We start from the raw sequence: 15,830 nt of genomic DNA on the forward strand, positions 1-15,830 counted from the left end.
GAATACCACTTTTAGCAATAATATCGATTGCCACGCCGCTTAGGTTCAACTAAGATACTCCAGAGTGTAATTCGCAGGTTTGTGTGTGCTAGGTTCCATCAACCCCTAGCTTTCTGAAAACAGTGACAAGCTGCTACTAGGCTCTTTCAACGTATATCAAATATAAGATTACAGACAGTATAGTGAAATAATAATACAATGTCAATCACCATAACCAATTCTGTATTAGTTCTTCCATTTCTCCAGTAAATTCGCCAGTACTTGGGCACTCTCAGCACGTGTCAATGGGTTTGCAGGATGGAACATGTGTTGACCGCTGCCGCGAAGAAGTCCTAACGATACCGCTTCATCAATGGATTGTTGTGCCCAATCGCTAATGTTAGCTTGATCCCTAAATGCTGCATGTGGCATATCCTCTAATTCCTTCATGCCAGATGCCTTATAAGCATTCATAAGCAGTACAGCCATTTCCTCTCGGGTGATCGCAGCATTCGGATGGAACAATCCATCGTTCGACCTGTGAATGAAACCTGCCTTCGCAGCTGCTGATACTTCACCGGCGAACCAGTCATTCGTCTCAACATCAGCGAAAGGAGTATCCTCACCGGTCGGTAACTTCATAAGACGAACGAGTAAGGATACAAATTCACCTCGGGTGACCTCCTTGTTCGGGGAGAACGTCCCATCTGGTAAACCTTTGATGACATGTCTTGCCGCCATATCTTTAATCACTTGTTCTGCCCAATGTCGCGAATCAACATCGGTGAACGACTTGTCGTATGACATCGCGCCATATTGACCCGACTGCGAAACATCGGTTGTTATACGATTCCCTTCCGTTATCGTTCCGCCCACATATTGAATGCGCTTCTGCTCATCAATGCCATAAATCCCAACGCGTGAAGCCTTTGCAGTCTTAGGAATTGGGAGCGTAAGTGTTATTGGTTGTTTAAATGTTTTAAGTTCCGTTTTTGTCCCATCTTTGGATAGGACAAAGATTTGGAGTGTTACGATTTGTTCGCCGGATACAATCGCATCGGATTGCTTTTGCAAATCAGTCATTAGGTTCGTTATTTGCACGGTATCCAGTCGCTTAAGCGCTACGCCGATCTGGACGTCCACCGTGCTGGTGAGTTGTGCCTGCTTCACAGCTTCCTGTAAGACAGAAATCGGTATGGATACTGCCATTCCGTCAAAATCAAGATGAACCGTACCTTGTTTGCCCAAACGCTCCGCTACATTACCCGGCAATTGTACCTGTGTCTTGCCCGCTCCAGCAGAAATGTTCAGCTTACCATCTGGGGCATTCATTAATTCCTTCTCCGTTACGGTATAGACATCCGATGGCTTCGGCTTTGGAGCCGCTGGTGTGCTTGGTGCAGGATTCGAATTGGATGTCCCCGGCCCCGGATTCGTTGTCGGCTGGGATTGGACCGTCAGCGTATAGGATACGCTTTTACCTTGGTATGCTGCTGTAATCACCGTCGTTCCCGGAGCGAGCGCCTTGATCAAACCTGATTCGCTTATGCTAGCGATCGCCGGTTCCGTGCTCGTGAATGTGACACCCGAAGTCAGAACCTCTTCCTGTCCATTCTCATGCACAGCACTTACTGTTACTTGCTGAGTGTTACCCACGGTCATACTAGTTAATGGATTCAGCTTCAACTCTTGGATCGGGGACGCCAAGACGGATAGGCTATACGTCGCGCTAAATCCTTGATACGTAGCTGTTATCGTGGTTACTCCAGCTGCATGTGCTGTGATAAGGCCTGATTCGCTTATGCTAGCGATCGCCGGTTCCGTGCTCGTGAATGCGACATCCGAAGTCAGAACCTCTTCCTGCCCACTCTCATGCACAGCACTCACTGTCACTTGCTGAGTGTTACCTACGTTCATGCTAGTTAATGGATTCAGCTTCAGTTCTTGGATCGGGGACGCCAAGACGGATAGGCTATACGTCGCGCTGAATCCTTGATACGCTGCCGTTATCGTCGTTATCCCAGCCGTATGCGCTGTGATCAGTCCATTAAGGCTAATACTAGCCACCGTCGGTTGTGTACTTGTGAATTCCACACCTGAAGTCAGAACCTCTTCCTCTCCATTCTCATGCACAGCACTCACTGTCACTTGCTGAGTGTTGCCAACGCTCATATCAGTTAATGGATTCAGCTTCAACTCTTGGATCGGGGACGCAAAGACAGATAGGCTATACGTCGCGCTGAATCCTTGATACGTTGCCGTTATCGTGGTGATTCCAGCTGCATGTGCCGTGATAAGACCCGATACGCTTATACTAGCAACTTTGGCATCTGAACTTTGAAATGCAATACCGGATGTGAGTTCCTCTTTGTCGCCGAACACATTCGTGCCAAAAACATGAACCTGCTGGGTTTGCGGAATGATCATACTTGTTAATTCACCTAATTCAATGCCCAAAAGTGACGGCGATGTCGTAGGTTCAGAAATCGTATTGCTCATGACGCTCTCCACATGCAATCGGCTGACCGCCGTTACCGCATAGGTATAGACTTGACCCGGAACAGCTGTATTGTCCGTATAGGTCTGAATCGGACCCTCTGCTCTTCGGACCGTGTCCAAAAGATTCGCGGTATTATTTACATCAGGCGCTTCAAGACCTGATGCTCGATACACCGCATAATAAGTAGGCTGACTGCTTCCGCTATCTTTCCAAGACAGTTGCTTCGCTCCAGAAACCTCGCTTAATCCGACGATTTCCGGTGCATTTGGCACATCTCCCTTTATCCACGGCATAACGGGAATAAGTGCTGGCCGGGCATACATCGATGCAATTGCATCTCTCACACCAAGCGGGTTCGCGAGAACATCTGACGAACTAAACAAGATGTTCCCTGAAACCTTATCCCCATAATCATTATTAAATCGCAGCTGCGCCGGCAGCTGATCTGGGTTCTTCCAGTTATCTTCGCCTACGCGGTAGGCTCCCTGACCAATGTAGAGATGAATATCGTGTTTGCCTGAACCGTCATTTTGACCGTTAATTTCCTTGGTCCACCAATCCATTAATTTCTCGTATGCCGCTGCGGAATATCCAAAATGCCAGTAGATCTGCGGCGCGAGATAATCCACCCAACCTTCTTTCATCCATGTTCGAGTGTCGGCAAATAGACCATCATAATTTTCCTGACCTGCCGTATCTGAGCCTGTAGGGTCTGTTCCCTTGTTTCGCCAAATACCGAACGGGCTGATACCGAATTTCACGTAAGGCTTGATTTGCTTAACGCCTGTATGCAAACCCTTCACGATGGAATTCACATTATCTCTACGCCAGTCTTGAAGATTCATCGTCCCGCCATTCGTTTTGTATGCATCATACTGCTTGCTGTCATTAAAAGGCTCATTGCCCGGATAAGGATAGAAATAATCATCCATATGAATGCCGTCGACATCATAATTCTCTACAATTTCTTTCACGCCGTTGATAATATAATCTTTGGCCTCGGCTACGCCGGGATTAAAGTACAGCTTGCCGCCATTGGCCACAACCCAGTCCGGGTGAAGCCTCGCAGGGTGATTAGGTGCGAGCAGGTTCGGATTATCATGCATGCTAATCCGGTAAGGATTAATCCAAGCATGGAATTCAATATTGCGTTTATGTGTCTCTTCTATCATAAATTTAAGCGGGTCATAGCCGTCGCTTGGCGCCTTCCCTTGCTCTCCCGTTAGCCAGTGCGACCATGGGAAATACTTCGAAGGGAAGAAGGAATCGCTTGTTGGTCTGACCTGAACGAATACAGCATTGATGCCCGTGTCATGCAATTGATCGATGAGGCGAATAAAGTCTTGTCTTTGCTGCTCCGGATCAAATACATTTTTGGTCGGCCAATCAATATTCTCAACGGTAGCAATCCATGCCCCTCGCAACTCCCGCTTCGGATGAGCAGGCGGATTCGTTACGACAACAAGCTGTTGCGCTGTTTTTCCTTCCACCGTAGCCGTAATCAAGGTCGTGCCCGGCGATACCGCCTTCACCTCACCGGTGAGTGAATCGATTGTTGCAATGGCTGGATTCGCACTCGTGAACGCTGCCCCCGAAGGTATTTCTTTTTTCCCTTCGATCTTATAGTCCCCGAAGACTTTAGCCTTCACGGAGTCACCGCCTATAATCACGGAAAATACATTGGCAATTTCAATGCTTTTTAATTCTCCTGCCTTAACTTGTACGGTATAGCTATGCTTCCGTCCTTTATAATTAGCAGTGATGTTCATCGCCCCGATCGCTTTCGCTTGAATCGTCTGGCCCGTGACCACAGCCACTGGGCTTCCCTCTTCCCCTGTAAATACCGTATCCGATGATACATCGACAGGTTCATTCGTTCCAAAGATCGCAAACGCCTTTAGTTTGGCTGTTTCTGTAAGAACAAGTGAAGCCGGTCCTTCCATCTGCAGGGCATCCGGTAGCACAGATTGATCCGAGACGACCAACCGATAGATGGTTGAAAAGGTATTATACGTGGCCGTCAATTCCGTCTCCCCCGTTCCGACCGCCTTGATCCTACCCATCGTATCGATGGTCGCCACATTCTCATTGCTGCTTGTGTAGGTGACGTTACCGTCTACAAGCTGTGGTTCGGCATATCCTTTTCGCGTGACGAGCACCTGAGCTTGCAGCGATTCACCTACCCCCATCGGCATCACGCCCGCCCATTCCAACCCGAACATATCGGTATTTTCATAGACAGCGCTCACCTGGTCCACATAAAGAGTGCCCGAGGTTTTATTGCTCGTCTCTACCAGATATATATAATTCAGTTTGATTGGAAAGTTGCTAGACGGTATATCCGCTGTAACGTAACGCCAACCATTTAGCACTTCACTGCTCCCGGTAAAATCAAGCGTAAATTGTCCTCCCAACTGATCCTGCACTTGGCCGCGAATCCAATGCTTTTTATCTTCACCATAAACCCAGAAGCCGATCTTCTTCGGTTTTCCTGCGATCTCTCGTCCATCTTTTCCTTCTGCATTTTTAAATCGGATATAGGCCGCTGAAGTCCCTCCCGTCCCCGTAAAATCATACTCGAGCTTGCCAGCCTTGAATCCGTATTTCACTGGAGCTGGACGTTCTGACTGCGTCAGAACCGCGGAATTCGACTGTACGGACGTGACGCGAACATCACCGATATCCTCAAAGTCCTCAAACACTTGGGTCCATGCCGTATTGGCGGATGCCATGAGCGAGGGGGCTTCGACGATCACGTTCACTTCCGCGGTGATCCCGTTATACACAGCCTCGATGACACCTGTTGCCGGTTGATCCCCTGTTGTTAGCGTCCCATCCACTAAAGTGCCTATCCCCGGTACGCTGTCCGATTTGATACTCCAGTTAATCTGATCTTGCGGCACTTCTAGTTCCTTAGCGTTTGTATCAAAACCCTTTGCTGTGAACGTCTGTGTAGAATGGGTCGGTATGACCACAGGACTTGGTTCAATCTCCAGACGCGCGGCTTCACCCGTTGGCATGGATTGTTCAATGATTTGAGGGTCTGAATTACTCTGCTCTGTCAGCACATCTACAGTCTCTCCTTCATGGTAGACAGCACTATATACTGGCTTTACCGCAATCGGTATGAATGCGCTTACAATTAAACTTATTATGAGTACTACGCTTAGAGGTCTGCTAAATAATGATAACCTACGTACCATGCATTGCACTTCCCTTCCCCATAACTAAAAGTTTAAAATACATCAAATGCACACCGCAGAGTTATACCTCGGTCATCGTATCACCGCCTCATTCCCCTGTTTAATTCATTTTATGAAATAAAATTTCATAAATAACATTTCATAAAAATTTATTATACGAAATATTCCTTCTAGTATATGAATTACTAGTTTCCTTGTAAACCCTTTTTTGCTTAAAATTTAAAATAAATCACCAATGAGAAAAACCGTCAGGGGATCACCCGACGGTCCTTTATTGTGGGAACTTATAAATCGGTGGATAGGAGATGCATAACGGACATGAGAGACCTTATTGTTTGCTATGCTCATAGATTAGCCGTTTTCGCGGACCTAGATGCCCTTATTCCATTCGAATCATGAGTATACAGCTTATGTTTAGCATGATAAGAGCTGCTGTGTCCGTTCATTTCACTCCGTTCCCTGCACCCTAATTTGATTTCGCCAATCTCTCGAAAAGTTATAAATTCTAGAATGTCAAAAAAAAGCCTTCCCGGTTTCACCCAGAAAAGCTCTTAAACTTATAAAGCAGCTTGATTCATATGAAAGCCTGAAGACGTACGATTGCTTGTGCACGGTCGACGACCTCCAATTTGCTATACAGGTTACTGATATAATTACGCGCCGTACCCTCAGCAATGTGCAGCGTATCGGCGATTTCACGGTTGTTCAGACCCTTGATAATAAGACGGGCCAACTCCTCTTCCCGCTCAGTCAACTTGATGCTGCTCAAATTAGTTTTTTGCAAAAAATCATAATCCTCCGTCAATTTGTTCATTCTTGCCGCCAATTTAGCTGCGACAGAAGCCGGGAGAATGAATTGCCCAGATATCGTATCGCGAATGGAACCAATCATTTTATCCGCATCCATGTCCTTCAGCATATACCCGCTTGCTCCGTGCGCCATCCCTTCGACGATGTAGTCTGTCTCAATAAAAGTCGTCAAAATCAGAATATACATCCCTGGGCAACTCCGCTTGATTCGCTTCAACGCACTAATCCCGTCCATAACAGGCATTTGGATATCCAATAAGACGAGATCCGGGCGAAGCGTCTCCGCCATTTCACAAGCTTCCAGTCCATTCTTAGCAACGCCAATGACCTCTATATCGTCCTCCAAATCAAGAATTGTTCGAAGACCTTCCCGCGTCAGCATTTGATCATCTGCGATGACAATCCTAATTGTTCTCATTTTCGCATCTCCAATCCGCCGCTTCGAATAGGTAAATCAATCCCCAGCAAGCTGCCGCGGTTCGCCCAAGAATCGATCATGAAACGCCCCCCTAATTGTTCAGCTCGCTCTTTCATCGCTTTCAGTCCAAATCCCAGCGTAATCTGATCCGTGCCTAACCCTTTGTCTTCAAGCCTGAATTGCACATACGAGCCTACTAGCTCCAGACTGAAGCGGAACTCCTTGCTCCGACCATGCCGAATCCCATTGGTTAACCCTTCCTGCAGCGCATGATAGATCATTTTTTTATGAAAAATCGATAACTCAGGCACATCATGAATCATCCGATGAATGACAACTCCTGCGTTTCGCTCCGTATCTTGAATAAGTCGATTTAACATCGCGGACAGATCGGCGTATTTGTCCTCCTTCAACATATGGACGGAGCCCCGTATTTCATTTAGGCTATGGCGGACAAGATCCTGTGCCTCATTCAGCCGCTGAACACCCGCTGTTATATCCTTACTGAGCAGCCGTTTGCCAGCCTCGATTTGAAGGATTGTTGATGTGAGCGTATGTCCCACGATGTCATGAATTTCGTGCGCGATACGATTCCGTTCCTCATAAATCGAAACTTCCGCCAGGGCAGCCGACGTCTCACGCATCGATCGTTCCAGACTGCGGGTCCTTTCCTCTACTTGATCTTCCAGATGATGTGTAAGATATTGAATCCCGGCATATAGCTTCGCATTCATAATGGAAATAGCGCATTGCGAGCCCAGCATCTTCAACACATCCAACCGATGCGGCGTAAATATGTTCCGCGAGAGTTTATTCTCCATATAGAGCAGACAAATCAGCTTGTTCTGATGTATCACCGGAAGACAGAGAATCGATTTCAAATCTTTATCCATTACATATGGAATCTGGACAAATAACCCTTCTTGTGCCGCGTCATGCAGCACAACTTCCTCTTGCGTTCTTGCTGCATATCCGATAATGGCTGCGGGAACTAAGTTGGACTCTTCCTCCAGCGGGATGGATTCGATACGAAGCTCCTCTTCCGTTCCATGCACTTCGATAACCCATTTGTCCTCATGGTCAAATAAGAGCGCACCGTATTCGGCCCCTGCATTGTGGAGCATGATGCGCATCAATGTGTCGAGCAGGCGGCTCATCTCCATTTCACCCGACAAGGCTTGCGCCGCCATGACAACGGAGAGTGAATCGACGCGTTCTAAACCCGACTGTCCGCTGATATGCAGCAGATGTCCGTATTTTTGTTCCAAATCTGCGGCTTTCGCTGCTGCGCCCCATTGCACATAGGCTTCATACGCCTCTGTCATATAGACCTTTGCAAGCTGGAGCTTGCCTTGACGAAGACTATATCTACCGTAACATTCCGCAGCGATCGCCAAATCGTGTATATGACCATTCGATCGTGCAGTCTCCATCGATTGCGAATAAAAATCTTCGGCTTGGCGGTTTTTACTTGTCAACCGAGCCATTTCTGCATGGATCAGTAAGTACTTATGCTGATAATTTTCAGGGCAACGCATGGCATATTTCTTCATTTTTTTCAGTCGGTAGCGTAACTTCATCCAACATTCTTTTTGCTCCTCAACCGACATTTCTTCATAAAGCTGTGCCCACACAAGCGATTCATACATGTATTGAACGACACGATTAGAATCATCCTGGCGTAATGCGATGATAGCAGCCGATTTCTTCAACGCCTCATTCGCCTCTTGATACTGACCGAACAAATAACCGGGTAAATATTGCAGCGTGTAGACAAGCTCTTGAATCATTTGGAACTCATCTCCGTGAACCGAATCCGCGAAATCCTCCCGCATAACATCCGATAATTCGAAAGGATCATCCGGTGCTCGGTATCCTGTTAGACGGACAAGCAGCGATGTAAATATAGCTGCTTGCTTCCAATGCAGGCTGTTATTATGACGTTGAAAATCCCCCGACTGCGCAATTAGTCGATCATAAATGTCCCCAAGTGGATGACCGAATTGAAGCAATGAAGCACAATTGACGAGTACGCTCTGATTCCCATGCCACAGATCCCCAGACTCGAGTCCTACTTTGCCAGCGTGATCCGTAAACATCTTAAGCAGCGTTGGATCATAGCGGCGCCAGCTATCGTAACACAAGGTGAATGAAGTCAGCGTCTTCACATACAGCGTTGGGTAAGGTCTTGATACGTTACAGGCCAGCATCCCCCACGTAAATGCCTCTTCATCTTGCCGAAAGTGAAAATAAAGAAACATGGCGTATCCCACAAACCCGATCGAAGCTTCCGGAGTCAAGCCATAATCCAGCGTCATTTCAAGCATGGTGAAGGTGGATGCAAGCCAGCCTTTCGGATGTATAAAGTAGCAGGCATGGCCCGTATGGACTAAGGCGGTCATAGCTACTCTGCGCGTTTCTTCGTTCATCGGCGGAAGTTGACCAAGCGATTCAAGCGGATGTTTGCGGATTTTCCGACGCAGCCTAAGCCATTGAAGGGTCAGTTGGGTTGAACTTGGCGTGAAATTGTGGCGCACATCTAACAAAGCCAAGGTTGTACGCCCTAAAGAAATAACCTTCTCATAATTGTCATGATTCGCCTCCAACTGAATCTTTATCGTGCAGACGCGCGCCTTGTCCAAATTTGTTGCCGCTTTGTGAATTAATATATCGAACAAATCATTCGCCGTCTCGAACTGGGCACACAAGAATTCCGTCTCCGCCCGTTCTTGGAAAGCACTGAAGGTTAAGGCATAGTCTTGATTCCAACTTTCTTCATCTAACAATGACGTCGCTTGGCGCAAATACGCGAGCGATGTCTCATAGGCGGTGGATTGCTTCGCCTTCAAACCCGCCTGCAAGTTCAATGCTGCCACTTCCAGCTTCTGTTCCGGACATGGGATCCGCGCTAAGGCTTGATTTAAATGGTTAACCGCTTCGAAAATGTTAGTCCCCTCACCTGATTTCATACGATGTATGAAAAGCCAGCCGATTCTCCCATGCAAGTCAGGACGTTCTATCTCGTCAACAAGTGCATAGGCGGCTTGATGAATACGGTCATGTTGAAATCTGTACTGCTGAGCTCCTTCAACCCCAACAGGCTGTAGCAAACGCTCGTGCATCGCGATCGTCATCACTTCGGCAAGCTCGTGTAAGGAAAGTTCCGTAATCGAAGAAAGGGTATTAAGGTCAAAACTGCTGCCCAAAAATGCAGCCCTTCCAAGAACGTAAACCGTAGGATATGAAAACAACTTCAGCTTATCTGATAGATAGTCGGCTGCATTATCCGGCACGCTCATCTCGCCAATGCGCTGTAGATCCCATTGCCAGCTTCCGCTCCATTCGTCAAAGGTTACCTGTTTGTCGTCAATTAAATCTTGAAGAAATTGCTTAAGGAAAAACGGATTTCCTTCCGTCTTGTGCAGCAATAGCTGTGCAAGTTCGTCCGTATCAGAACCTTGGTAACGCATGGCATCCCTTATCAGCTGCTGCAGATCTTCGAGTTCGAGCGCCTTCAGATGAATGCTGCTCATGGCTATGTTCCGTTCTGCAAGCTCCTCGCTGAGTCGATGGACCGGATGCGAGACTGAAGTTTCTGCTCGACAAGCCATGACGATAAGGAGATTCTTCGTTGCCCGATCCTCTAGCAGGTGGGCGAGATATTGAAGCGACGCATCATCCGCCCACTGAAGGTCGTCTAAGAATACCACCAAAGGATGGTTGGGATGAAGGAACAGTTGGAGAAATCGATTCATTATCGTATGCAATCGGTGCTGGGCTTGCACAGGTGGTAAAGGCTGCACTTGCTGTTGCTTGCCAATAAGCAATTCCAACTTGGGAACGAAATCAATCAGAAGCTGTCCATAGCCATCTACCGCGTTCAGAATACGAAGCTTCCACACTTCCTCTTGCAGCTTGTTCTCCATCAATAGTTGACCGACTAATTCTCCTATGGCCTGTACCCATACATCATAAGGGAGTGCGGTGTGTTGTGGATTACACTTGCCCTTCGCGAATATACCTTCAAATGGAACTAATTTACGAAATGTTTCTCTGACCAAGGAAGTTTTCCCTATCCCCCCGCTTCCTTTGATCCAGACAACCTCTGCAGCCCCCTCCGACGCCCTTTGCAGCGCTTCTTGCAAACATCGTTGTTCTTTCCGTCGACCGTAGAAATGAGCTGGAACCGTCCAGCGCTCAGGAATATCTCGGCTTGCAAGCACAAAGGAGTCGACTTTCCCAGAAGCTTGATATTGTTCGAGGCACTCCTGCAGATCCGACTTCAGTCCAAACGCGCTAGCATATCTTGCATCAGGCATCTTCTCCATACATTTTCCGATAATGTCCGAGACGGGTCTAGGTATCGAGAGAACTCGATGATGTAGAGGTTGGGGTGTACTGGCAAGATGGCGGTATACGATATCCAGCACATCTTGAAACGCAAAAGGAAGGCTGCCTGATAACCATTCATATAAAGTAATACCCAGCGAATAAAAATCAGAACGATAATCCGGCGTGATTCCTGTTCTGCCCGTCAGCTCCGGCGAAATATAGGGTAGAATATCGTCCGATCGACCACTTAACAACGGCAGCGGACTCTTCTCCTGTTCCGTTGAACACCTGCGAATATCGATAAATTTCACTTCAAATGTATCGGGATTCACGATCAGATGGAAGGGAGTGATGTCATGAAGTGTCATTTTCTCACGATGGATTTGCATAAGACTATCGACTGCAGCAATGGCAATACGAAGCAGGACAGGTAACCCTAAGGCATTCGAACGTGTACACAATACCCGATCCAGCCTACTTCCTCCGATATCTTGTAAGAACATCATGGGCCGCTCCGCTATGATTTCCAGATGATAAACTTCTAACGCGCCCCGACCCCCTAAACGCGTAAGCTTATCATATTCATAACGAAAAGCTTCTATCATCGCGGGACCTGGAAATTCATCGCATGTCGTCTTGAGAATCACATTTCTACGATCCTTAAGACGTAACAATCTATATAACTGGATATCTCCATGACTCCCTATGACATCCAATGTTTGATAACCTGGTATCTCGATCATAATTCCACACTCCCTAATGGTATAGATGAAATCCGAAGCTCGTCCATTTTCCGTTAAATTATACCAATTATATCATCGGATTTGGTTGAATGAACACTTGAATAAAGCAGACGGAATATGCAAATAGACCGCCCAGAGGACGGTCCTGTTCATTATTCAACTTTACGTTTGGTTTTGTTTTTGCAGCAGATCATTTATCTATCAAATATCCGTCTTCGGCGATTGCTCCTAATTTTATACCATAACTGACGATCACCATCTTTGAAGACACGAATGCCCACCCATCGGAAAGGTGTCCAAACTTCTTTAAATATCAAATATCCTGCCATTGCTATCCCCCCGATACTCTTCCTCTTCATCTATCTAAAATTTTAATGGATTGGTCCCTTGTTACATAGTGAGCGTTGTCATGAATTCTGTCATATGACAAACATAAAAAAGGACCCTTTCGGGTCCTTCCAGCCTGTAGACAAAGTTCCATTAGGAACAAGTCAGCAGGCGTTTTTATATTCTGATATACTCGTTACTCTGACAGCTTCACCGGGCGTCCTGTACGAGCGGACTCATATACCGCCAATATAATTTCCAGTGGTTTTTGTGCGGTATCGCCATTCATTTTCGGTTCACGATCCTCTTCAATTGCTTCAATCATATCGATGAATTGTCTTGCATGCCCCTGGGTAGCAATAGCGGTTGGATCAGCACTTCCTGTATCATCTTGAGCCCCGGATTCCTTTTCCTCGTGAGCTCCACCAAAGTGACCGACTTCACCGTTCTCATATTGGTCACGGAATTTGCAGTGAACGAGCTGATCATTATCAATTACGGCCGAACCATCTCTACCAACAATTTCAATTCGAGCTGATAGTCCCGGGAAAGCACATGTTGTTCCCACAAGTGTTCCTATCGCCCCATTACGAAAACGCAACGTCGCAACAGCAGTATCCTCAACTTCCATCCTCTCGTGACCTAATGTTTCACAATGAGCATATACGCTGTCAACGGGTCCCATCAAGTGCTGCAATACGTCAACGGTATGAACACCTTGATTCATAAGCGCACCGCCGCCGTCCAGCTCCCAGGTAGCTCTCCAGTCGCCGCTGTCATAATAATCTTGAGATCGGTACCAGTTAATCGCACCTGTGCCGAGGATAAGTTTTCCGAATCTGCCGTTGTCCACCTGCTTCTTCACTTCAACCGTTGAAGGCTGGAAACGATGCTGTGAAATAACAGCCAACTTCACTCCTGCTTGCTTGCAAGCTTCATTCATTAGCTTCGCCTTATCCATGGTAACTTCTATAGGTTTCTCACAAATGATTTGCTTGCCTGCCTTAGCGCAGATCATAACGTGTTCCGCATGCATACCGCTCGGAGTCGCGATCGTCACAATGTCCATACCAACATGCTGCAGAATCTCATCAATATTCGTATACCATTCACAATGATGCTTCTCAGCCAGCTCCTGTGCGCGTTCAGGAATGATGTCGCATACAGCAACTAGTACTGCATTATCAATTGTTGAAATGGTTGCCGCGTGATGTTTTCCGATATTGCCTGCTCCAATAATTGCAAAACGATATTGTTTTTGAGACATTCTAAATACACTCCTTCTAAACAAGTGGTTACTCCCAATCCCAATGTAATTCATCCAAAATGACCTTGCATGCTTGAGTCGCTTCCTTAAACAGCTGAGCACCACTAAAGCCTTTAAAGGTTCCCGCAGATTGAAGATGCGGCTCTAATGATAAAAATCCGTTATAGCCTTCCTGTTTAAGAGCAGCCAGCGCTTCCTTTACTTGTCCGTCGCCTTTGCCGGCAACCGTAACATGACCATCCGAGTGAATAGCATCCTTAATATGTACATATTCAATGTACGGCTTAAGAATTGGGAAAGCTTCCTTAAAAGGCTTAACCCCGCACTGTACAAAGTTTGCTGGATCATAAGCTGCACGTAAGCTTGGAGAGTTTACTGTTTGGAGAATATCCAGACAGCGCTCGCTTGTGTCACCGAATATATCTTTTTCATTCTCATGAAGCAGAATAATTTCCCTTTTTTCAGCGCGTTTTACCAGTTGATTCATTCGCTCCATTACTTCATCACGATAACGGGATGGATCATTATTTTCGGGAATAAAGAAGGAGAATACGCGAATATAGCGAGTGTTGAAATATTCAGCAACATGTAAAGCACGTTCAAAATCTTGGAGATGCGGCTCGAACGGATCTTCAATTGAAATTTTTCCGATTGGCGATCCAATCGACGAAACACCTATTTCACGACGTTGCAGTTCTTCTTTAACAGCAGCAAGCTCCGCATCATTTAGCTTCAATACATTTTTGCCCCAGACTCCACGGAACTCTAAATAACGCATCGATTCCGATTCTAGACAAGTTAACTGTTCATTCAAATCTGTTGATATTTCATCGGAAAATCCTGTTAATGTGATCATATGGACTTATCCACTCCTTCAGATTTTGTTTTATCATACCATTACTGTAAATTTGCTACTGTGTCATCTGCACGTTTAATAAAATCTTCATACGCTTTTTCAGGAGTAATTTTATTGAACATAACACCTTGGAATGTGGATTGCATATCTTTGTTGAAATCTGTCCAACCCGCTGGCAATGATGTAAACGGTTGTGCGTTATTTGAAATTTTATCAATCATTTCTTTTCCCAAAAGATCTCCAACGCTCAAATCAGCCTGGATGCTGTTTAATACATCATTATTCACTGGAGTACCGCGTTCTGTTTTCAGAATTTTACCAGCTTCTACATCATTTAATAACCAGTCAATTAACTTTTTTGATTCTTCGGCTTGCTTCGATACAGAGCTTACCGTCCAGAAGAAGGTTGGCTTCAGCCAGCTTCCTGCCTCTTTAGCCATAGGAAAGGCTGCAACGCCGATTTTACCTGGCATTAAGCCATCATAAGCGCCAGCCTGAGCAGCATGCATCGCTTTAATAAGGATGTTGCCTTTAACAAGATTATCGAACTGTGCATCAAGCTCAACATCAGCAACAGATTGATCTACCGGTGGAACAATTCCTTCCTTACGGAAATCTCTCCAAGTGTTGGCCCATTCTAACCAAGTATCTTTATCCAAATTAAGTTTTTCATCTACATATAAAGGACCTTTACCTTTAGCTAATTGGTAAGCGGTATACTCAAGTTCGCCTTTTGACATGTCTATAGAAAAAAATTTATCTTTGGGCAATTTAGTACGAGCATCACGAGCCACTGTGAAGAATTCGTCCCACGTCCAACCTTCCTTAGGCTCTTCGATTCCATACTCTGCGAATAGTTCTTTGTTATACACCATTCCATATCCGTTTCTCCCGGCTGGAATCGCATATTGCTTGCCATTCACTTTCCCGGCTTCCATGAGGTCCGCATCAATTTTCGGCAAGCTCAGATCAGTTAGATCCATAAGCTGATTACGTTTCGCATAGTCCCCTAAATAAGCAGCGTCCATTTGAATAATATCAGGCAAATTTTTAGCTGCTGACAAGGTAGCAAGCTTGTCCCAATAGCCGTCCCAACCTGAATACTCCGGTTCAATCTTTACATGTGGATTTAGTTCTTCATATAATTTAATCGCTTTCAAAGTTACATCATGTCTAGATTGTGAACCCCACCACATCATTCTTAACGTAACGTCTTGATTCCCTGAAGTTGTTCCAGAAGTACCCGCTGTGCCTGATGCAGCCTCATCTTTATTTCCCCCACTACATGCCGTAATTGAAGCGACTAGTGTTAAAGCCAATAACCCCGTGAACCATTTCTTTGTTCGCATCACGTATCCTCCTTTTTTGGTTAGGTTGCTGTACAAGAAAATGTTA

The 15,830-nt window shown here is 46.1% G+C and carries 6 protein-coding genes and 1 other annotated feature (1 of these 7 cut by a window edge); all 6 genes read right to left on the minus strand.

Annotated elements, in window-relative coordinates; all coding sequences use genetic code 11:
- Positions 1 to 159, minus strand: a binding site (T-box leader) (it extends 63 nt beyond the left edge of the window).
- A 66-nt stretch (positions 160 to 225) separates the two neighbouring features.
- The 6 genes from BVG16_RS25265 to BVG16_RS25290 all read right to left on the minus strand — a co-directional run bounded on the left by BVG16_RS25265 (position 226) and on the right by BVG16_RS25290 (position 15,784).
- Positions 226 to 5,682, minus strand: coding sequence for a family 10 glycosylhydrolase (locus BVG16_RS25265; protein ID WP_078501977.1), 5,457 nt, complete (start codon positions 5,680 to 5,682; stop codon positions 226 to 228).
- A gap of 574 nt (positions 5,683 to 6,256) precedes the next feature.
- Entirely contained in the window at positions 6,257 to 6,910 is a 654-nt protein-coding gene (locus BVG16_RS25270) for a response regulator transcription factor (protein ID WP_078501978.1), read from the minus strand.
- Positions 6,907 to 11,985 carry an AAA family ATPase gene (locus BVG16_RS25275; RefSeq protein WP_078501979.1) on the minus strand — a complete coding sequence of 1,693 codons (5,079 nt, stop codon included), beginning with the start codon at positions 11,983 to 11,985 and terminating at the stop codon, positions 6,907 to 6,909. Before BVG16_RS25275 ends, BVG16_RS25270 begins: the two co-directional genes overlap by 4 nt.
- Positions 11,986 to 12,508: 523 nt before the next feature.
- Positions 12,509 to 13,579 (minus strand): Gfo/Idh/MocA family protein, encoded by a 1,071-nt coding sequence (locus BVG16_RS25280; protein WP_078501980.1) that lies wholly within the window; start codon positions 13,577 to 13,579, stop codon positions 12,509 to 12,511.
- Positions 13,580 to 13,607: 28 nt separating this feature from the next.
- Positions 13,608 to 14,435 carry a sugar phosphate isomerase/epimerase family protein gene (locus tag BVG16_RS25285; protein ID WP_078501981.1) on the minus strand — a complete coding sequence of 276 codons (828 nt, stop codon included), beginning with the start codon at positions 14,433 to 14,435 and terminating at the stop codon, positions 13,608 to 13,610.
- 41 nt (positions 14,436 to 14,476) lie between these two features.
- A complete protein-coding gene (locus BVG16_RS25290) occupies positions 14,477 to 15,784 on the minus strand; it encodes an ABC transporter substrate-binding protein (RefSeq protein ID WP_078501982.1) in 1,308 nt (435 codons plus the stop codon).
- Positions 15,785 to 15,830 lie beyond the last annotated feature (46 nt).

The organism is Paenibacillus selenitireducens, from assembly GCF_002021565.1.
Classification (GTDB): Bacteria; Bacillota; Bacilli; order Paenibacillales; family Paenibacillaceae; genus Paenibacillus_K; species Paenibacillus_K selenitireducens.